17 protein-coding genes are annotated in these 18,543 nt (G+C 70.7%); 13 read left to right on the top strand and 4 right to left on the bottom strand.

Translation table 11 applies throughout. From position 1 onward, the window contains the following. Positions 1-19: 19 nt before the first annotated feature. The 7 genes from BA895_RS06150 (at position 20) to BA895_RS23420 (ending at position 7,690) form a co-directional block, all read left to right on the top strand. Entirely contained in the window at positions 20-2,119 is a 2,100-nt protein-coding gene (locus tag BA895_RS06150; protein WP_070191022.1) for a S9 family peptidase, read from the top strand. A 199-nt stretch (positions 2,120-2,318) separates the two neighbouring features. Continuing rightward, positions 2,319-3,338, top strand: coding sequence for a YncE family protein (locus BA895_RS06145; protein WP_070191021.1), 1,020 nt, complete (start codon positions 2,319-2,321; stop codon positions 3,336-3,338). A 29-nt stretch (positions 3,339-3,367) separates the two neighbouring features. Then, positions 3,368-4,729, top strand: coding sequence for a histidinol dehydrogenase (gene hisD, locus BA895_RS06140; protein ID WP_070191020.1), 1,362 nt, complete (start codon positions 3,368-3,370; stop codon positions 4,727-4,729). Further along, the gene (locus tag BA895_RS06135; protein WP_083283033.1) at positions 4,726-5,955 is read left to right on the top strand and encodes a histidinol-phosphate transaminase; all 1,230 of its coding nucleotides are present in this window, start codon (positions 4,726-4,728) and stop codon (positions 5,953-5,955) included. The genes hisD and BA895_RS06135 overlap by 4 nt, the downstream gene beginning before the upstream one ends. After that, complete coding sequence (gene hisB / locus BA895_RS06130; RefSeq protein WP_371327696.1) at positions 5,952-6,620, top strand: imidazoleglycerol-phosphate dehydratase HisB; 669 nt, start codon at positions 5,952-5,954, stop codon at positions 6,618-6,620. The genes BA895_RS06135 and hisB overlap by 4 nt, the downstream gene beginning before the upstream one ends. A gap of 3 nt (positions 6,621-6,623) precedes the next feature. Beyond that, entirely contained in the window at positions 6,624-7,262 is a 639-nt protein-coding gene (hisH, locus tag BA895_RS06125) for an imidazole glycerol phosphate synthase subunit HisH (protein WP_070191019.1), read from the top strand. 80 nt (positions 7,263-7,342) lie between these two features. After that, the gene (locus BA895_RS23420) at positions 7,343-7,690 is read left to right on the top strand and encodes a hypothetical protein (protein WP_139142527.1); all 348 of its coding nucleotides are present in this window, start codon (positions 7,343-7,345) and stop codon (positions 7,688-7,690) included. An 8-nt stretch (positions 7,691-7,698) separates the two neighbouring features. Here BA895_RS23420 and BA895_RS06115 read toward each other — a convergent pair whose 3' ends face one another. From BA895_RS06115 to BA895_RS06105, 3 genes are all read right to left on the bottom strand, one after another. Then, positions 7,699-7,950 carry a hypothetical protein gene (locus tag BA895_RS06115; RefSeq protein ID WP_070191017.1) on the bottom strand — a complete coding sequence of 84 codons (252 nt, stop codon included), beginning with the start codon at positions 7,948-7,950 and terminating at the stop codon, positions 7,699-7,701. Positions 7,951-8,050: 100 nt separating this feature from the next. After that, positions 8,051-9,310 carry a DUF1501 domain-containing protein gene (locus tag BA895_RS06110; protein WP_217493833.1) on the bottom strand — a complete coding sequence of 420 codons (1,260 nt, stop codon included), beginning with the start codon at positions 9,308-9,310 and terminating at the stop codon, positions 8,051-8,053. Beyond that, the gene (locus BA895_RS06105) at positions 9,310-10,620 is read right to left on the bottom strand and encodes a DUF1800 domain-containing protein (protein ID WP_070191016.1); all 1,311 of its coding nucleotides are present in this window, start codon (positions 10,618-10,620) and stop codon (positions 9,310-9,312) included. The genes BA895_RS06110 and BA895_RS06105 overlap by 1 nt, the downstream gene beginning before the upstream one ends. A 174-nt stretch (positions 10,621-10,794) precedes the next feature. Between BA895_RS06105 and priA the strand changes: the two genes are divergently transcribed. The 6 genes from priA (at position 10,795) to BA895_RS06075 (ending at position 16,369) form a co-directional block, all read left to right on the top strand. After that, positions 10,795-11,535, top strand: a complete 741-nt coding sequence (gene priA, locus BA895_RS06100; RefSeq protein ID WP_070191015.1) for a bifunctional 1-(5-phosphoribosyl)-5-((5-phosphoribosylamino)methylideneamino)imidazole-4-carboxamide isomerase/phosphoribosylanthranilate isomerase PriA — start codon at positions 10,795-10,797, stop codon at positions 11,533-11,535. 11 nt (positions 11,536-11,546) lie between these two features. Continuing rightward, positions 11,547-12,353, top strand: a complete 807-nt coding sequence (locus BA895_RS06095; protein ID WP_083283052.1) for an SseB family protein — start codon at positions 11,547-11,549, stop codon at positions 12,351-12,353. A gap of 44 nt (positions 12,354-12,397) precedes the next feature. Next, positions 12,398-13,666: a DUF445 domain-containing protein gene (locus BA895_RS06090; RefSeq protein ID WP_070191014.1), complete on the top strand. Its 1,269-nt coding sequence runs from the start codon at positions 12,398-12,400 to the stop codon at positions 13,664-13,666. Positions 13,667-13,906: 240 nt separating this feature from the next. After that, positions 13,907-14,341 (top strand): organic hydroperoxide resistance protein, encoded by a 435-nt coding sequence (locus tag BA895_RS06085; RefSeq protein ID WP_070191013.1) that lies wholly within the window; start codon positions 13,907-13,909, stop codon positions 14,339-14,341. Positions 14,342-14,383: 42 nt separating this feature from the next. Then, positions 14,384-15,385 carry an NADP-dependent oxidoreductase gene (locus BA895_RS06080; protein ID WP_070191012.1) on the top strand — a complete coding sequence of 334 codons (1,002 nt, stop codon included), beginning with the start codon at positions 14,384-14,386 and terminating at the stop codon, positions 15,383-15,385. 132 nt (positions 15,386-15,517) lie between these two features. Continuing rightward, positions 15,518-16,369 (top strand): SGNH/GDSL hydrolase family protein, encoded by an 852-nt coding sequence (locus BA895_RS06075; RefSeq protein WP_254666348.1) that lies wholly within the window; start codon positions 15,518-15,520, stop codon positions 16,367-16,369. A gap of 76 nt (positions 16,370-16,445) precedes the next feature. Here BA895_RS06075 and BA895_RS06070 read toward each other — a convergent pair whose 3' ends face one another. Continuing rightward, the gene (locus BA895_RS06070) at positions 16,446-18,512 is read right to left on the bottom strand and encodes an elongation factor G-like protein EF-G2 (protein WP_070191011.1); all 2,067 of its coding nucleotides are present in this window, start codon (positions 18,510-18,512) and stop codon (positions 16,446-16,448) included. Positions 18,513-18,543: the final 31 nt, after the last annotated feature.

The following is an 18,543-nucleotide window of genomic DNA, read 5'->3' as shown; positions in this document are numbered from 1 at the left end:
CCCGACCTAGAGTGAACGGATGGACGCACCCCCCATCGCCCGACGTTCGTCGACCACTCGGGAGCATCACGGCGACCGTTTCGATGACCCGTACGCCTGGATGGCCGACCGTCAGTCCACCGAGTTCGTCGACCACCTCGCGCTCGAGAACGCTTGGGCCGTCGAGCAGACCGCACATCTGACGTCGCTGGCCGACACCATCTACGAGGAGTTCCGTTCCCGCATCGAGGAGACCGACCTGTCGGTGCCGGTGCGCCACGATCGGTGGTGGTACTACACCCGCACCGTCGAGGGGCAGCAGTACTCGGTCGAAGGCCGGGTGCTCGCCGAGCAGCACCCCGATCGCCCCCGCCTCGACGGCGACGGTGCCCCCTCCGGCGAGGAGGTGCTGCTCGACCAGAACGCCGAGTCCGTGGGCCACGACTTCTTCGGCGTCGGTGCGAGCGAGGTGTCGCCGGCTGGTGACGTGCTGGCCTACGCCGTCGACCTCGCCGGTGACGAGCGCTACGACGTGCGGGTCAGGCGCATCGCGACCGGCGAGCTGCTCGACGACGCGGTCAAGCAGACCGGTGGCTCGCTGGCCTTCTCCCTCGACGGTCGCCAGCTGTTCTACACCCGGGTCGACGATGCCTGGCGCCCGCACCAGGTGTGGCGACACGAGATCGGCACCCCCGCTGGCGCCGACGTGCTCGTGCACGACGAGCCCGACGAGCGGTTCTTCGTCGGGGTGGGCACCTCGCGCGACGACCGTCAGATCGTCATCGCCATCGGCAGCAAGACCACCTCGGAGTACCGGCTGGTCGACGCGGCCGACCCGCTGGCGGCGCCGCGCATCGTCGCGGCCCGCCGACCGGGGGTGGAGTACGACATCGAGCCCGTCGGCGACCAGCTCTTCGTCGTGCACAACGCCGTCCGGGTCAACTTCGAGCTCGCCGTGGCCCCCATCACGAGCACGACACACGCTGACTGGATGCCGCTGGCGGTCACGAGCGATGACGAGTACGTCACAGGCGTCGACGGGTTCGACGACTTCATCGCAGTGACGCTTCGGCGCTCCGGCGGCACCGGCGTCCGCATCGTCCTGCGTGACCCGGCATCGCCGAACGGTCTGGGGGAGAGCCACGACATCTCGCTCGACGAACCGATCCACACGCTGCACGTCGCCTCGAACCCCGAGACGAGCACTCCGAGCCTGCAGATCGTGCACGAGTCGCTCGTCACCCCCCGGGTCGTCGAGGACTACGACGTGCGCTCGCGAACCTTCACCCTGCTCAAGCAGCAGCACGTGCGCGGCGACGTCGACCTCGGGCAGTACCGTCAGCGGCGCGAGTGGGCCACCGCGGTCGACGGCACCCGCATCCCGATCTCGATCGTGCACCGTCACGACGTCGTGGCCGACGGCACGGCGCCGGGCCTGCTTCACGGTTACGGTGCCTACGGCATCCCGATCGACCCGTGGTTCTCGGTGCTGCGACTCTCGTTGCTCGACCGGGGCTGGGTCTTCGCCATCGCGCACGTTCGCGGCGGCTCCGAGATGGGCCGGTCGTGGTACGACGACGGCAAGCTCGACCGCAAGACCGCCACTTTCGACGACTTCGTCGCCTGCGCCGACCACCTGCGTGACACCGGCATCGTCGACCCCAACCGGCTTGCCGCTGAAGGTGGCTCGGCCGGGGGTCTGCTCATGGGGGCCGTGGCGACCCGGGCGTCAGACCGGTTCCGGTTCGTGCACGCCTCGGTGCCGTTCGTCGACCCGCTCACCACGATCCTCGACCCGTCGATGCCGCTGACGGTCATCGAGTGGGAGGAGTGGGGCAACCCGCTCGACGACCCCACGGCCTACGCCCTGATGAAGGGCTACTCGCCCTACGAGAACGTCACGGCCCAGCGCTATCCGAGCCTGTTGGTCACCACGAGTCTCAACGACACCCGGGTCTATGCGACCGAGCCGGCGAAGTGGGTGGCGGCCCTGCGTCACGAGGCCGAGGGGCATGCGGATGCCGCTCCGGTGCTCTTCCGCACCGAGATGGCCGGCGGCCACGGCGGCCAGTCCGGTCGCTACGACACGTGGCGGCAGTGGGCCTGGGAGACAGCTGTGCTCATCGACCAGACCGGCTGACCGGCCCGCCCTGACGGTCACAGCGCTCGCCCCGCCGCGTCACTCTCCAGTGGTCGGGGCCGGCCGCGTCGCCGTCATCCGCACGACCCATCTCGGCTGGCGTCACGAAACCGGCTGGCCGTGTATCTCAGGATCCGGCCGTGGCTCTGAAAGAAGGCGCGTAGCGTCAGAAGGTCAGATCACCCGAAGGGAGACTGTCGTGATCTTTCAAGCCCGTCCGTTCCTGTACCGGTCTCGACGGCTGCGCCTGGTCGCGGCTCTGGCGGCGGCCAGCATCGGTGTCGGTGCCGCCGCGGTCGCGGCGCCTCTCAACGCCAGTGCGGCGACCGGGCCGCGTGTGGTCGCCAGCATCTCGGTGCCGGGAGCACCTGCCATGCTCGCCGTCAACAGCGACACCGACACGGTCTACGTCGCGAACGCGGACACCTACCGGGTCGCGGTGATCGACGGAGCCGCCCGGAAGGTCGTGACCCACCTCGGCCCGTTCGACTGTTGCGCCCTGACACCGGCCCTGGTGGCGGTCAACCAGGGCTCCAACACCCTGTACGCGGTCAACGTCGATGATGCCGAGGTCTTCGCCTCGCACGGTCGAGAGCACCACTACGTCTCGAGTCCCGGGCTGCCGACGCAACCCGAGACCATCGCGGTGAACCGACGGCTGAACTCGGTCTACGTCACCGACAGCGAGAACTCCGAGCTGTTGGTACTGAACGGCCGCACGCTAGCCGTCGAGGCGAGGGTCACCCTGCCCGACAACGGGGCCCCCGGGGCGGTGGGCGTGAACCTGGCGACGGCCCGCGTCTACGTCGCCGACCACTGGAACGACACCGTCACGGTCATCGACGGACACACCAACAGGATCGTCGACACCATCCACTCGACCGGTGGCTACTCGGATGTGGCGGTCGACTCTCGTACCGACACGGTCTACGTCGCCGACGCGCTGAACGACGCCGTCACGGTCATCGACGGTCACCGCGACACGGTCACCACGACGATCCCCGTCGAAGGCGCGACCGGTGTGGCTGTAGACGGCGGTCGAGGCACGGTGGTGGTCAGCGGCACCGCCGGAGTCTCCGTGATCGACGCGGCCACCCGCCACATCACCAGCAGGGTTGCTGTGCCGAGCCCGGGCGATGTGGTCATCGACACACAGGCCAACCAGGCCTACGTCGCCTTTCGGCACGGCGTGAAGGTGATCGGAGGCCTGCCCGGATAGGGGTCGGCGACTGCTTCTAGACTTGGCTCATGATGTCTCGTCTCGACCTGCGCGGCCGCACGCTCGACGTGCGTTTTCTGCGCGGCGCCCTGCCCCGTGCCGAGTTCGACGTCACGGCCGCCCTCGAACAGGTGCGGCCGATCTGCGAGGACGTGCGTCATCGTGGGGCGCAGGCGCTGCTTGAGCTCGGCGAGCGGTTCGACGGTGTTCGCCCGCCCCGGTTGCGCGTGCCGGCCGACGTGCTCCAAGCGGCGCTCGACCAGCTCGACCCCGACCTGCTGGCGGCCCTGGAGGAGTCGATTCGCCGGGCCCGTCTCGTGCACAGCGACCAGCGCCGCACCGACACCACGACCCAGGTCGTGCCTGGTGGCACGGTCACCGAGCGCTGGGTGCCCGTCGACCGCGTCGGCCTCTACGTTCCCGGTGGCATCGCGGTCTACCCGAGCAGCGTCATCATGAACGTCGTTCCGGCGCAGATCGCCGGCGTGGCCTCACTCGCCGTCACCTCGCCGCCGCAGCGAGAGAACACCGGCGTCTTCACGGGCTACCCGAACCCCACGATCCTCGCCACCTGCGCCCTGCTCGGGGTCGACGAGGTCTACGCGGTGGGCGGCGCCCAGGCCGTCGCCATGTTCGCCTACGGCTTCGACGAGCAGGTCGTGGAGGGCGGGGTGACCCAGACCCTCACCTGCGAGCCCGTCTCGCTCGTGACCGGCCCGGGCAACATCTGGGTCGTCGCGGCCAAACGTCTGCTCAAGGGCCTCATCGGCATCGACGCCGAGGCCGGGCCCACCGAGATCGCGATCCTCGCCGACGACAGCGCCGACCCTGACCACGTCGCGGCCGACCTCGTCAGCCAGGCCGAGCACGACCCGTTGGCCGCCGCGGTGCTCGTCACCGACAGTGAGCAGCTCGTCGACGACACGCTGGCGGCGCTCGCCCTTCGCGTGCCGGCCACCAAGCACTCAGAGCGCGTGACGGTGGCTCTGACGGGAACTCAGTCACGGGTGGTGCTCGTCGACGACCTGGCCGCCGGCCTCGCCGTCGTCAACGCGTACGCCGCCGAACACCTGGAGATCCAGACCCGGGATGCCGCTGCCGTGGCCGCCCGCGTGCGCAACGCCGGGGCCGTGTTCGTCGGCCCCCACTCACCGGTCAGCCTCGGCGACTACGCCGCCGGGTCGAACCACGTGCTGCCCACCGCCGGGTGCGCGTGTCACTCGAGCGGCCTGTCGGTGCAGTCGTTCCTGCGCGGCATCCACGTCGTCGACTACGACGAGGCGGCTCTGCGCGACATCGCCCGTCACGTCGTCACGCTGGCCCAGTCCGAGGACCTGCCCGGCCACGGCGAGGCGGTCACCGCCCGGTTCGGTGACGAGGTGCCGCGGTGACCGGCGTACCTGCGAACGACCCCACGCCGGCAGGGGATGGCCGGCCGGCATCCGCGACCTCGACGGCGCAGGAGGTCGAACGCCTGCTGCGACCCGACCTGCGCGGGCGCACTGCCTACGGGGCACCGCAGCTCGACGTCGCGGTGCGGCTCAACACGAACGAGAGCTCCTACCCCGTTCCGCCGGAGGTGGTCCGTGCCGTGATGGCGGCGCTGGAGGCCGAGATCGGGGGGCTCAACCGCTACCCCGACCGTGACTTCACGACGCTGCGCAAGGCCCTCGGTGACTACGTCGAGCGCCAGTCGGGCGTCGCCTTCGGAGCCGACCAGCTGTGGGCGGGCAACGGCTCGAACGAGGTGCTCGCGCACATCGTTCAGGCGTTCGGTGGTCACGGTCGCACAGCTCTGGGCTTCACCCCCAGCTACTCGATGCACTCGATCATCACCGAGACTCACGGCACCACCTGGGTGCACGGCCTGCGCGACCGCGACACCTTCGGCCTCACCCCTGAGTCAGCGGCCGAGCAGGCAGCGCTGCACGATCCGTCGATCGTCTTCCTCTGCTCGCCGAACAACCCGACCGGAACCGCCCTGCCGTTCGAGGTCATCGGGGCGGTGCTGCGCGCCGCTCCGAACGCCGTGGTCGTCGTCGACGAGGCCTACGCCGAGTTCTCCCGGCCGGGCACGCCGAGTGCGTTGACGCTGCTGGACGACCACCCGCGGCTGGTCGTCACCCGCACGATGAGCAAGGCGTTCGCCTTCGCGGGCGGTCGCCTCGGCTACCTCGTCGCCGCGCCCGAGCTCGTTGACGCGTTGCGGCTCGTGCGACTGCCCTACCACCTCAGCAGCCCCACGCAGACGATCGCCCGGGTCGCGCTCGAGCACGCCGACGTCATGCTCAGCACGGTCGAGGCGATCAAGGGCCAACGCGACCGCATCGTCGTCCGCCTGGCCGAGCTGGGCGCCAGCCCCGTGCCGAGCGACAGCAACTTCGTGCTCTTCGGCGGCCTCGTCGACGCCGCCCACACCTGGCAGGCCCTGCTCGAGCAGGGCGTGCTGGTGCGCGATGTCGGTATCGAACACCACCTGCGGGTCACGGCCGGCAACCCCGACGAGACCACGGCGTTCCTGGACGCCATGACGCGTCTCGCCCCCACTCACGTCCGCCCGGCGGCGGGTCAGCAGAACCCCGCCACGCCCACGACTTCAAATGAGGATCAGCCATGAGCATGTCACCGTCGACCCCCTCGAATACCTTTGCAGCGCAGTCGGCGTCGAGCGCACCGGCGCGGCCGCACCGCACCGCCAAGATCAGTCGGGCCACGTCGGAGTCGTCGGTCGAGCTGTGGCTCGCCCTCGACGGCACCGGTGTGGCCGACGTGTCGACCGGGGTGCCCTTCTACGACCACATGCTGAGGTCGCTCGCCAAGCACTCGCTCATCGACCTCACCGTCAAAGCGGTCGGCGACATCGAGGTCGACGTGCACCACACGGTCGAAGACACGGCCATCGTGCTCGGCCAGGCCCTGCGTCAGGCCCTCGGTGACAAGAGCGGCATCTCACGCTTCGGCGACGCCACCGTGCCGCTCGACGAGGCGCTCGCGACCGCGGTGGTCGACGTCGCGGGCCGGCCCTACGTCGTGCATGAGGGAGAGCCGGAGGGGCAGCAGTACGTGCTCATCGGCGGGCACTTCACCGGCTCGATGACCCGGCACGTGTTCGAGTCGTTCGCCACCAACGCCGGTCTCTGCCTGCACGTGCGGGTGCTCGCCGGTCGCGACCCGCACCACATCGTCGAAGCCCAGTTCAAGGCGGTAGCCCGAGCCCTGCGCTTCGCGATCGCCCGTGACGACCGAGTGGTCGGCATCCCGAGTGCGAAGGGTGCGCTCTGACCCATGGCAGCCGACGTCGTCGTGTTCGACTACGGGAGCGGCAACGTGCGCTCGGCCGTGCGCGCCCTCGAGCGGGTCGGCGCCAGCGTGACGCTGACCGCCGACCCGGCGAAAGCTTTGGAGTGCGATGGCCTCTTCGTGCCCGGGGTCGGCAACTTCCACGCCTGCATGACCGGCCTGCGGGCGGCCCACGGCCCGCGCATCATCGGGCGACGCCTCAGCGGTTCTCGCCCGGTGCTCGGCGTCTGCGTCGGGATGCAGGTGCTCTTCGAGGGTTCGAGCGAGCCGTCCGACACCCCCCTGGAGGGGTTGGCCGAGTGGCCCGGCACCGTCGAACGGCTCTCGGCCGATGTCGTGCCCCACATGGGCTGGTCGACCGTCGAGCCGGGGGAGCGGAGCCGGCTCTTCGCGGGAGTCGAGAACGAGCGCTTCTACTTCGTGCACTCCTACGCCGCCCAGCAGTGGACGCTGAAGCCCACTGGCGCATTCGTGGTCGTGACGCCCGTCGTGACCTGGGCCCGTCACGGCGACCCCTTCGTCGCAGCAGTCGAGAACGGCCCCCTCAGTGCCACCCAGTTCCATCCCGAGAAGTCGGGGGATGCCGGCCTGCACCTGCTCGAGAACTGGCTCCACACGCTGTGACGATCGTGGACAGTACTGTTCGCCCCATGCGCGGCTGCTCCTGACCTGACTGACCCGGCACCACCCCGACGGAGGCCGAGATGGCGACTCGAAAGACACCGGCGAAGAAGACTGCCGCTACGAAGCCCGCACCGAGGAAGACCGCGGCCAGGAAAAGCACGACGCGGCGCCGCACGACGACCAGGCGACCCAAGCCGGCGCTGTCGACGACGATCGGCAGTGCGCTTGGAGCGTTGGTCGTCACGACCCTGCTCGACCTGTCGTGGCCGGTGCGGATCGCCCTCATCGTCGGGGTGCTGCTGGTCGGCCTCGGCTATCTGCTGTGGAAGAACCGCCGCACCATCGCGGCCGAGGCTGCCGGAGCCACTGCCGCAGGGGAGCGGCCCACTATCCCACCGGACGACGGGCCTCCGACCGACCAGTCGTGACCGAGAGGTCAGCTGTGTCGCGGGTGGCGGTTCCAGTACCGCACCGAGACGATCTGCACGAAGACACAGATCGCTGCGTAGACGGTCAGCCAGAAGGCAACCTCGCGTGCAGTGCTCGGCCTCGGCCCGGCCACCACCAACAGAGCACCCAGCACCACCTGTTGCAGGAGCAGGACCCCACTGACCCGCCTGCCCTCGCGGTGCGGGGTCACCGTCGAGCCGTTCGATGAAAGACCCCGGCCCGCAGACGAGTGGCTCATGTCACGCAACCTACGTCGAGAAGATGAGCCCGGCCTGAGAGCTGCCACCGGGCCGACGTGCCCCATCCAGTCATCTCGAGTCATCTCGAGTCCTGCGCCGTCAGGCGAAGAGACCCACCGCGGCCGGAACCTTGTCGAGCACCCGGGTGGGGTCGGCCCCCAGCATCCGGTCGAGCACCTCGCCGTAGACGGCGCGGAAGTCGGTGGTGGTCTTGAGGTCGCCGTCGTCAAGGTCGGTCAGCGACGGCTCGTCGCCGTGGAAGCCGGCCTTGACCGAGTCACCGATGAGCAGAACCGGCCCGGCCGTTCCGTGGTCGGTGCCCTCGGAGGCGTTGGCGCGAACCCGTCGCCCGAACTCCGAGTAGGCCATCAGCACGACGTCCCGCTCGCGGGCGGTGCCGGCCAGGGCTGACCGGAACGCGGTGACGGCCTTGTCGATCTCGGTGAGGTGGGCGGTCTGCGCGTCCTTCTCGTTGGCGTGCAGGTCGAACCCGGACGCCGAGACGGTGTAGACGCGGGTCGGCACGTTCGCGGTGATGCACCGCGCCACCAACCCCAGCTGGGCGGCCAGCGACGCCCGGTTGCCGTTGCCGCCGGAGTCGCCCGGCGCGTCGGCACCGTCGCTGGAGGTCAGCGAACCGAAGGTCTGCTCGCACCGCTGGCGAGCGGCGTAGGAGGCGACCACCATGCGCGCCGCCGGGCCGTCAGCGGCATCCGGCACCGCGAAGGCCGTCAACGCCGCATCGGCGCCGGTGGTCTTGTTGGCGTTGCCGCCGACCGCGAGGGCGGCCGCGGTCGCCTTGGTGCCTACGGCGAGCGGGGGCAGCACCTCGCCGATGTTCAGGGCGAGCAGCGGGTCGTCGCCGGCGGTGTCGAGCCAGCGTCCGAGCCAGCCGGTGGGTACGGGGGTCTCGGGCGAGCCCGTCTGCCAGATGTCCATCGACCGGAAGTGACTGCGGTCGGGCCTGGGGTAGCCGACGCCCCGCACGATGGCGAGCTTGCGGTCAGACCACAGCTTCGCCAGGCCCGTCATGCCGGGGTTGAGGCCGAGCTGGTCGTCGAGATGCAGCACGTCGGCCGGGTCGTACGCCAGCTCGGGCCGAGCCTCGTGGTAGGCCGGATCGGCATACGGCACAACGGTGCTGAGCCCATCGTTGCCGCCGTACATCGACAGCAGCACGAGGATCGGGCTGTTTGACGCGAGGGGCGTCTCCTGCCCGCGCTCCATCACTTGATGCCAGGTGACGCCGGCGGCGCCGGCCAGCAGGGCGGCCGCCCCGCCCACGCCTGACGCGCGCAGCAGCGAGCGCCGGGTGAGCCCGTCCATCGGCTTCTTGGGGTCGATCGGAGGAAGGGACATCAGATCACCAGGTTTTCGGGGCAGACGAGGGCGGTGGCGACGAGCCGCGGGGGGAGACCCACGTGCTTCTTCAGCTCGGCAGCGGTGCGGCCGGAGAGGGTGGGGATGCCGAGCAGGTGCGCGACCGCCTCGACTCGAGCGGATGCGGGCTGGTCCTCGACCGCGTGCAGGTCGGCGGCCCTGACGAGGGTGGTGGCCGCGCGAACCCGGGTCGTCGCGGCGGCTGTCGAGAGCCAGGCCTGGCCCGACGGCCACCCGCTGACGTTGGGTGGGTGAAGGGGCACCTGACCGAGCGAACGCATCATCGCGGCGGCCCGGCGCACGGTGGCGTCATCGGCCGTGAGCGAGAGCGCCCGCATGCTGCCCACCACCCACTCGACGGGTGACACCACCACGCTGCCCGCCGCCGAGACCAAGGCCGGGTCGGTGAACAGCGCGCCGAACATGGCCCGGAGGTCACGACCGGGCCCATAGGCCGCGACGATCCGGGCCAGAGCGTCCGGTGGGGGCCCGCCGGGTCCGGCCAGCAGGCGCCACCAGCGACCCACCACGAACGGGGCCGAGGCGTTGTGACCGAGCACGACCCGCACGAAACCGGTCGCATCGAGATCGGCCGTGGTGCCGAGCAGGGTCTTGGCCTGCGAGTCGTGGCGCCTTGCCATGAACCTCGCGGTGCCGTCGAGGCGTGACACGGTCCAGCCGGTCAGAGCCCGGGCGCCCTCCTTGACGTCCGTCTCCGTGTAGCCGCCTCCGTGGCCCAGCGTGAACAGCTCCATGAACTCACGGGCCAGGTTCTCGTTCGGAGCCGTGGCGGTGTTCTTCTGGCCGTCGAGCCACACGAGCATCGCCGGGTCTTTCACCATGGCTTCGGCCAGGTCGAGGAACGACCCCCGGCCCAACGCTCGCAGCGTCTCGTTCTGGCCGAGCAGCATCGAGGCCGACCGCACCTTGCTCGCGGAGGTCGAGAAGTGGTTGTGCCACCCGAAGGTGAGCTTCTCGACCATCGGGTTGGCCGCGGTGGCCATCCGGCGGATCCACCAGGCGAGCAGCTCGTTCACCTGCTCCCGGTCTGCCTGCCGGCGCTTCTGACGCTCTTCGCGGGAGGCCCCCTTGCCCAAGGGTGGGAGTGTGTCGAAGGTCGGTGCGGGAGTGGCTGTCACGGTCGGGTCGTGGCTCGCATCGGCGTGCAGCGACTGCTGCACCCAGGCGGCGGCGCCCTGCTTGTCCACCACGTCGACCAGGGCGCCGGAGCCGCCGAACCCGGTTGATCGCACGAGGTGGGCGCTCTGCGCCCAGCTGGTCGAGGTCATGGCTCTCACTGTGCCGCCGTTGTGTTCGGGTCGTGTCAGGGACTGGTCCGGTTCTGGTCTCGATGACGGCCGGCGCCACGAGGGGTCACGATCGCGCACGCGAAGAAGGCGCACGGCATACTGGGAGACTCCCGAAAGACCACCCCAATCGCCCCCAGCAGGAGACCATCGCCGATGAGCCACCCCCGACTCGAGCTGCTCCCCGCCGTCGACATCGCCGGTGGGCAGGCGGTGCAGCTGGTGCAGGGCGTCGCCGGCACCGCCCGTTCGTACGGCGACCCGCTGGCGGCCGCGATGGCCTGGCAGGAGCAGGGCGCCGAATGGGTGCACCTGGTCGACCTCGATGCCGCCTTCGGTGGCGGCAGCAACCGGGAGGTCATCGACGCCATCGTCGGAAAGCTCGACATCTCGGTCGAGCTCTCGGGCGGCATCCGTGACGCCGAGTCGCTGGAGGTGGCCCTGGCCACCGGGTGCCGCCGGGTGACCATCGGCACCGCGGCGCTGGAGAACCCTGAGTGGACGGCGTCGATCATCGCCGAGCACGGCGACCGGGTCGCGATCGGCCTCGACGTGCGCGGTACGACTCTGGCGGCCCGCGGCTGGACGAGTGAGGGTGGCGAGCTCTGGCCGACGCTCGAGCAGCTCGACCGCGAGGGCTGCGCCCGCTACGTGGTCACCGACGTCAAGACCGACGGCATGATGCAGGGTCCGAACCTCGACCTGCTGCGTTCGGTCTGCGACCGCACCGACCGCCCCGTCGTCGCGTCCGGTGGCATCTCGACCCTGCGCGACCTGACGGCCATCCGCGAGCTCGTCGAGATCGGCGTCGAGGGCGCGATCGTCGGTTCTGCGCTCTACCAGGGGGCCTTCCGGCTCTCCGAGGCGCTCGACGTGGCAGGCCGTCCGCCGCTGTGAGTGGCGACCGCTTGCCTGATGACCGACCAGACGCTCGCCCGGAGCCGTCTGAAGAGCGCCCTGAGCCACCGGCGCCTCCCGCCGACTCGGCGGGTCAGCCCTGGGCGGGCAAGGCGATCCCCAGCCACGGTTTCGCCGGCGACAGCGGCGAGGCGGATGCCGCTCTGCTGGCTGCCCTGCGCGTGGTCGGTGAGCTTTCTTCACCCGAGGCGGAACAGGCCGTGATGGAGCACGTCGCGCGGGTGCGATGGCTGGTGCCCGTCGTCGCTGTCGCCGCCGAGGTCGACGACAGTGGTGATCACGTGGTCGAGACTCGCACCGACATGGCCACCGTCACCCTGACTGCCCCTGACGGGTCACGGGGCCTGCCGATGTTCACCTCGCTGGCGTCGTTGGCCGCGTGGGATGCCGCGGCCCGGCCCGTGCCGGTGCGGGCAGCGGCCGCCGCCCAGGCCGCGATCAGCGAGGAGTGCTCGGTGCTGCTCGTCGACATCGGCTCCGAGCACGCCACGGTGCTTCGGCCGAGCATGCTGTGGGCGCTCGCGCAGGAACGGCCCTGGGCGCCGAGCCATCACGACGCCCACGTCGCGTCGGCGGTGGCGAGCGCCGTGCGGCCGGAGCGCGCGGTGGCCGACCACCGCCTCGAGCCCGGTGAGCCGCCCGGGGCCGGGGTGCTGCGCGTCGTGCTGCAGCTTCCGGCCGGGCTCGACGCCGACGCCGTGGGCGCGCTCGCCACCCGCATCGGGGAGCGCATCGCCACCGACGGGGAGACCCGTGCGAGGATCGACGCCCTGACCTTCGCGCTCGAGACCCTCTGACCGCGAGGGCGACCGTTACGTCGCATGGCACTGGAGGTTTCCCCGTGAGTGGAGCGCTCGGCTTCGTCGTCGACCCAGCGGTCGACGCCCAGCGGCGAGCCGACCTGCGCCGGATGCGGATGCTCGCGACCGGCCTGCTCGTGGTCGCCGCGGTCGTGTACCTGCTCACCCGTGGGCAGAACACCGGCTGGTTGGGTTTCGTCAACGCCGGCGCCGAGGCGTCGATGGTGGGCGCCTGCGCCGACTGGTTCGCCGTCACGGCGATCTTCCGGCATCCGCTCGGCCTGCCCATCCCGCACACGGCGCTCATCCCGCGCAAGAAGGAGATGCTCGGCCGCAGCCTCGAGGAGTTCGTGGGCGAGAACTTCATGCGCGAGGACATCATCCGCGAGCGGGTCATCGACGCCGAGCCCACGCGGCGGGTCGCCGACTGGGTGCTGGTCGATGCCAACGCGAAGCGGCTCGTCGACGAGGTGGCCACCGTGTCGGCGCACGCGCTCGAACGCATCCCGGATGCCGACGTGCAGGCCGTCATCGAGCAGGCCGTGCTGCCGCGGCTGATGAAGGAGCCGGTCAGCTCGCTGGCCGGCGGGCTGCTCGACCAGGTGGTGAAAGACAACGCCCACGTCGGCCTCGTCGACCTCGCCCTCGACGAGATCGGGCTGTGGCTGGCCGAGAACGCCGACGTCTTCGAGTCGCTCATCACCCGGCGCGCGCCCACGTGGGTGCCGACGGCCCTCAACGACCTCGTGGCCCGCAAGGTGCACACCGAGGCCCTCAAGTGGCTCGCCGACATCCGTCGCGACCCGCAGCACGAGGTGCGCGACGCGATCGACACCCTGCTGCGTGACCTCGCCGAGAACCTCCAGCACGACCCGGCCACGCAGGAGAAGGCCGAGCGACTCAAGGAGCGGCTGCTGTCGCACCCGCAGGTGTCGGTCACGGCGATGTCGCTCTGGATCTCCGCCCGCGGAGTGATGGTGGCGGCCCTGCGCGACATCGAGGGGCCGCTGCGCACGCGTGCCGTCGAGGAGGTCGTCGCGCTCGCCGAGCGCCTGCTGGCCGACCGTGAGCTGCGCGACCGCATCGACCAGCGCATCTGCGACGCAGCCGTGTACGCCGTGGCGCGCTACGGCACCGAGCTGACGGCCGTGATCAGCCAGACCGTCGACCGGTGGGACGGCAAGGAGACCGCCGATCGGGTCGAGCTGCAGGTGGGTCGCGACCTGCAGTTCATCCGCATCAACGGCACCCTCGTCGGGGGCCTGATCGGCGTGCTCATCCACGCAGTCTCCATCCTCCTGCCCTCCTGACCCCCCTCCCTTTCCCCCACCCCCTTCCCCCCACCCCCTTCCTCCGAACGACTCGTTCGAGGTCGAACGCGCCGGCACACCGCCGCGTTCGCTCACCGGCAGCGCGTTCGAACCTCCTGCCGAGCCCGGATGCCGTCATCCCGCGCAGGAGCGCTGCCTTCTTCGCCGCGTCGGGCATCGAATCGGCCCTCGGGTGGTTGTCATCCCAGTCCCACCTCAGTCGAAGACCAGGAGCGCCTTGTGAGCACCACCGCCGAAACCACCCCCGCCGCGTACGTCGCATCGGCCACCGCCTCCGGACGTGAGGGTCGGGCCGTCAGCACCGACGGCAAGCTCGACGTCAACCTCGCCCCACCGACCGAGCTCGGCGGCTCGGGCCAGGGCACCAACCCCGAGCAGCTCTTCGCCGCCGGGTACGCCGCCTGCTTCGCCAGTGCGCTCGGCGTGGTCGCCCGGCGCAGCGGCGTCAAGGACTTCGACGCATCGGTCACCGCCGACGTCAGCCTCCACACCACCGAGGCGGGCGGCTTCAGCCTCTCGGTCGTGCTCGAGGTCGAGCTGCCCGACGGGTTCGACGAGGAGCAGGGCCGCACCTTGGTCGAGACGGCGCACCAGGTGTGCCCCTACTCCAACGCCACCCGCGGCAACATCCCGGTCGAGCTGTCGATCGCCTGACCCCGCCGCCAACATCCGAACCCGAACAGTGAGAGGTAACCCATGACATCACCCCGTGAGGTCCAGCTGAAGACCCGGCCCGTCGGCTGGCCGACCCCCGACGACTTCGAGCTCGCCACGAGCGCGCAGACCGACCTCGCCGACGGCCAGATCCGCGTGCGCAACGTCGTCATGTCGGTCGACCCGTACATGCGCGGTCGCATGAGCGACGCGAAGTCGTACGCGGCGCCCTATGCCATCGGAGAGGCCATGAACGGTGGGGCTGTCGGCGAGGTGGTCGAGTCGCGAGCCGACGCCTTCACCGTGGGCGACCACGTGCTCCACGGCCTCGGCTGGCGTGAGGAGGCAGTGGTCGACGCATCGGCCGCGCGGGTCGTCGACACCTCGCTGGCCCCCGCCTCCGCCTACCTCGGGGTGCTCGGTATGACCGGGCTGACCGCCTACGCGGGGCTGACCCGGGTCGCGTCCTTCAAGCCGGGTGACACGGTGTTCGTCTCCGGAGCAGCGGGTGCGGTCGGAAGCGCCGTCGGACAGATCGCCCGGGCCCTGGGGGCCGGGCGGGTCGTCGGCAGTGCCGGCTCCGCCGAGAAGGTCGAGCACCTGCTGACCGACCTCGGGTTCGACGCGGCCTTCAACTACCGCGACGGCAAGGTCTCCCACCTGCTGCGCGAGGCCGCCCCCGACGGCATCGACGTCTACTTCGACAACGTCGGCGGGGAGCACCTCGAGGCGGCGGTCGGCTCCCTCAACCTCGGCGGTCGGATCGCCGTCTGCGGCGCCATCTCGGTCTACAACGACACCGAACCGGCGCCCGGCCCGCGCAACCTCTCCCGGCTGATCCAGACCCGAGGACTCATCCACGGCTTTCTCGTGGGTGACCACTACGACCTCGCCGGCGAGTACGCCATCAAGGCGGCCGGCTGGCTGGCCGACGGCTCTTTGAAGTCGCGCGAGACCTTCGTCGACGGCATCGACCACGCTGTCGACGGCTTCCTCGGCGTGCTGCGCGGAGACAACACCGGGAAGATGATCGTGCGCCTCTGACCGAGCCTGGGCCCGCCGAGAGCTCTGCCTCTCCCCGGCGGGCCCGGCACGTCAGGGCGACCCGGCGACGTCGTCCAGATGCGAGGTGGCCGGGTCTGGTCAGAGGTGGCCGGAATGGGTAGGTTTTCGCACGTGAGAAACCTCCTACGCGCCACCGGTTCCGCGTTCGCCACCCTTGCCCTGTTCGCCGCCGGAGCCACGGGAGCCACATCGGCCACGTCTGCGTGGGCGGTGCCGTCAGCAGCGTCGGCACCGGCAGCGGCGCGTGGAGCCGTCGTCTACGACGCGCTCGGCGACTCCTACGCCTCCGGCTACGGCGTGCCTCCCTACGACGGCTCGTGCGGTCGCTCGGAGGCGGCCTACGCCGAGCAGCTGAACGGGCGGATGCGGGTCCACCTCGACAACTTCGTCGCCTGCGCGGTGGCCACGACCACCACCCTGGTCACGGGCGGCCAGCTCGACGCGCTCGACTCCGACACCGACCTGGTGACGCTCACGATCGGCGGCAACGACATCGGCTGGTCGTCGGCCGTGGTCGCCTGCCTCGGGGGAACCGACCCGGACTGTGCGGCCGCGGTGGCCACGACCCGGAGCAACATCACCACGAAGCTGCCGGCCCTGCTCGACTCCGTCTACCGTCAGGTGGCCGAGCACGCCCCGAACGCCCGGGTTGTCGTCACGGGCTACCCGCGCCTGTTCTCCCCGTTCCACGGCACCTACCTCGGCGCCTCGACTCCCGAGCAGCGCGCCCTCAACGAGGGCGCCAACGTGCTCAACCGGGTCATCGCCAAGGCCGCCCAGAAGCACGGGTTCACCTTCGTCGACGTCACGAACCGCTTCAAGGGGCATGGTGTGAACGCTCCCAACCCGTGGATTCTCGGGCCGTTCGACCCCGCCGCCTTCCACCCGACCCTCCCCGGCTACCGGGCCTACACGGCGGCCATCGCCTCATCGCTCCGGCACTGCCCGCCGCGAGGCTACTGACGGCGCCCTGACCTCGCCCTCGTCGTCGCTCGAAGGGCCCCGCACCCGGGTTGGTGTCGCCCGCGGGCCTCGTTGGTCAGCCAGGGAGGAACGTCTTGGCCTGGTCGGCGGGAAGCAGGTCGTGACGTAGCGGCTCGCGCGTGAACGAGCCGGTGCCGTGCGACACCGACCGCAGGTCGATGGGGTAGCGCGCGAGCTCTGACTGGGGCACCTCGGCGTGCACCACGGTCCACCCGGCATCCTCCCCGGGTTCGGTGCCGACCACGTGGCCACGGCGCCCGCGAAGGTCGCTCATCACCCCTCCGAGATACTCGTCGGCCGTCGTGACGGCCACGATGTCGATGGGCTCGAGCAGCGCGACGGTCGAGGCGTTGGCCGCATCCTTCAGGGCCTGCGCGGCAGCCGTCTGGAACGCGACGTCAGAGCTGTCGACCGAGTGCGCCTTGCCATCGAGCAGGGTGATGCGCACGTCGACCACCGGGTGGCCGGTGAGCACGCCCTTCTCCAGCTGGTGGCGCACCCCCTTCTCGATCGACGGGACGAACTGGCGCGGCACCGAGCCCCCTGTCACCTTGTCGACGAACTCGACACCGGCGCCGCGGGGGAGCGGCTCGATCTCGAGCGAGCACACGGCATACTGCCCGTGGCCGCCCGACTGCTTGACATGGCGTCCAGACGCTGTGCACCGGCGAATGAAGGTCTCGCGCAGGGCGGTTCGGTAGGGCTCCGACTCGACCGTCACGCCGAACCGCTCGGCCAGCTTGGCGATCAGGTCGTCGACGTGGGCCTGGCCCATCGCCCAGAGCACCATCTGGTCGGTCTGGGCGGCGTGCTCCATCCGCACGGTGACGTCTTCGGCCACCAGGCGGGCGAGGGCACCCGCCAGCTTGTCGTCATCGCTCTTGGTCGCAGCCCTGATGGCCACCGGCAGCTGCGGCTCGGGCAGCAGCCACGGCGCCACCACGGCCGGCCGGTCGGGGGAGGAGAGCGTGTCAGAGGTCTCGGCCCGGGCCAGCTTCGACACGAGCGCGATGTCTCCGGCGATGACGGTGCCGCGCGGGCGGTGCACGTCGCTGAAGGGCGATGCCAGCGGGCCCACGCGTTCGTCGTCGTCGTGGGCCGGATGACCGACCACCTCGTGACCGACGAAGTCGCCGAGATGGCCCGACACATGCACGGTGTCATCGACGCGCAGGGTGCCCGAGAAGACCCGCACGAGTGAGAGCCGACCCACGTAGGGGTCTGTGGTGGTGCGTACGACCTCGGCCACGAGCGGCTGCGACGGGTCGCAGGCGACGCCCTTGATGGCGCCTCCGACCGGGCTGGTCACGGCCGGCAGGGGATGGGTGCTCGGGTCGGGAAAGGCTCGCTCGACCATGCCGAGCAGCTCTTCGATGCCCGCCCCGCTCGGCGGCGACACGGGCACGATCGGGAAGAAGGTGCCCTGGGCGATCGCTGTGCGCAGGTCGCCGAGCAGTGCCTCCGTGTCGAGCGGCTCGCCCTCGAGGTAGCGGTCGAGCAGCCCGGCATCCTCCGACTGCTCGATGATCGACTCGATGAGCGCGCTGCGGGCCTCTTCGAGCATCGACTCACCGACCGGCTCGGGGTCGCCGGTGAGCAACCCGACCACTCCGGCCACCGTGGTGCCCTCGATCACCGGCCAGTGAGTGGCGCGTGCGTCGCCGAAGGTGCGTCGACAGGTCTCGACCGTCTGGGCGAACTCGGCCCGCGGCTGGTCGAGGTGGGTGACCACGATGGCACGGGGCATACCGACGGCGGCGCACTCGCGCCAGAGCAACGACACGGGCCGGTCGATGTCGTCGGCTCCCGATACGACGAAGACCGCTGCGTCGGCGGCCCGCAGCCCGGCGCGCAGGTCGCCGACGAAGTCGGGGTAGCCGGGGGTGTCGATGAGGTTGAGCGTGACCTTCCCGGTGTCGAACGACGCGACGCGAAGGCCCGTGGTGCGCACGTGCTCGACGGCCGAGGGGCGCTGACCGGGCACCCGGGCGGCCACCAGCGACTCGAAGAGGGCACTCTTGCCCCCTCCGCCCGGGCCGACGAGCACGACGTTGCGGATGTCCCGCGGCGATGCGGGGTTGGGGGCCGCAGGAGGCTCTGATCTGCCGGGCGTCTTGGCCATTGCCCCACCCTTCCGCTTCCGCCCACGCGAG

Origin of the sequence: Humibacillus sp. DSM 29435 (assembly GCF_001758225.1) — a bacterium.
Taxonomy (GTDB): domain Bacteria; phylum Actinomycetota; class Actinomycetes; order Actinomycetales; family Dermatophilaceae; genus DSM-29435.
Note: the sequence above shows the minus strand (reverse complement) of the source record. Positions and strands in the feature narration are given on the sequence as shown.

What these genes read in the sequence shown, in the direction of transcription:
- BA895_RS06150 (WP_070191022.1), top strand. Translation starts at nt 20, where the DNA reads ATGGACGCACCCCCCATCGCCCGACGTTCGTCGACCACTCGGGAGCAT.
- hisD (WP_070191020.1), top strand. Translation starts at nt 3,368, where the DNA reads ATGATGTCTCGTCTCGACCTGCGCGGCCGCACGCTCGACGTGCGTTTT.
- hisB (WP_371327696.1), top strand. Translation starts at nt 5,952, where the DNA reads ATGAGCATGTCACCGTCGACCCCCTCGAATACCTTTGCAGCGCAGTCG.
- hisH (WP_070191019.1), top strand. Translation starts at nt 6,624, where the DNA reads ATGGCAGCCGACGTCGTCGTGTTCGACTACGGGAGCGGCAACGTGCGC.
- BA895_RS23420 (WP_139142527.1), top strand. Translation starts at nt 7,343, where the DNA reads ATGGCGACTCGAAAGACACCGGCGAAGAAGACTGCCGCTACGAAGCCC.
- BA895_RS06115 (WP_070191017.1), bottom strand. Translation starts at nt 7,950, where the DNA reads ATGAGCCACTCGTCTGCGGGCCGGGGTCTTTCATCGAACGGCTCGACG.
- BA895_RS06110 (WP_217493833.1), bottom strand. Translation starts at nt 9,310, where the DNA reads ATGTCCCTTCCTCCGATCGACCCCAAGAAGCCGATGGACGGGCTCACC.
- BA895_RS06105 (WP_070191016.1), bottom strand. Translation starts at nt 10,620, where the DNA reads ATGACCTCGACCAGCTGGGCGCAGAGCGCCCACCTCGTGCGATCAACC.
- priA (WP_070191015.1), top strand. Translation starts at nt 10,795, where the DNA reads ATGAGCCACCCCCGACTCGAGCTGCTCCCCGCCGTCGACATCGCCGGT.
- BA895_RS06080 (WP_070191012.1), top strand. Translation starts at nt 14,384, where the DNA reads ATGACATCACCCCGTGAGGTCCAGCTGAAGACCCGGCCCGTCGGCTGG.
- BA895_RS06070 (WP_070191011.1), bottom strand. Translation starts at nt 18,512, where the DNA reads ATGGCCAAGACGCCCGGCAGATCAGAGCCTCCTGCGGCCCCCAACCCC.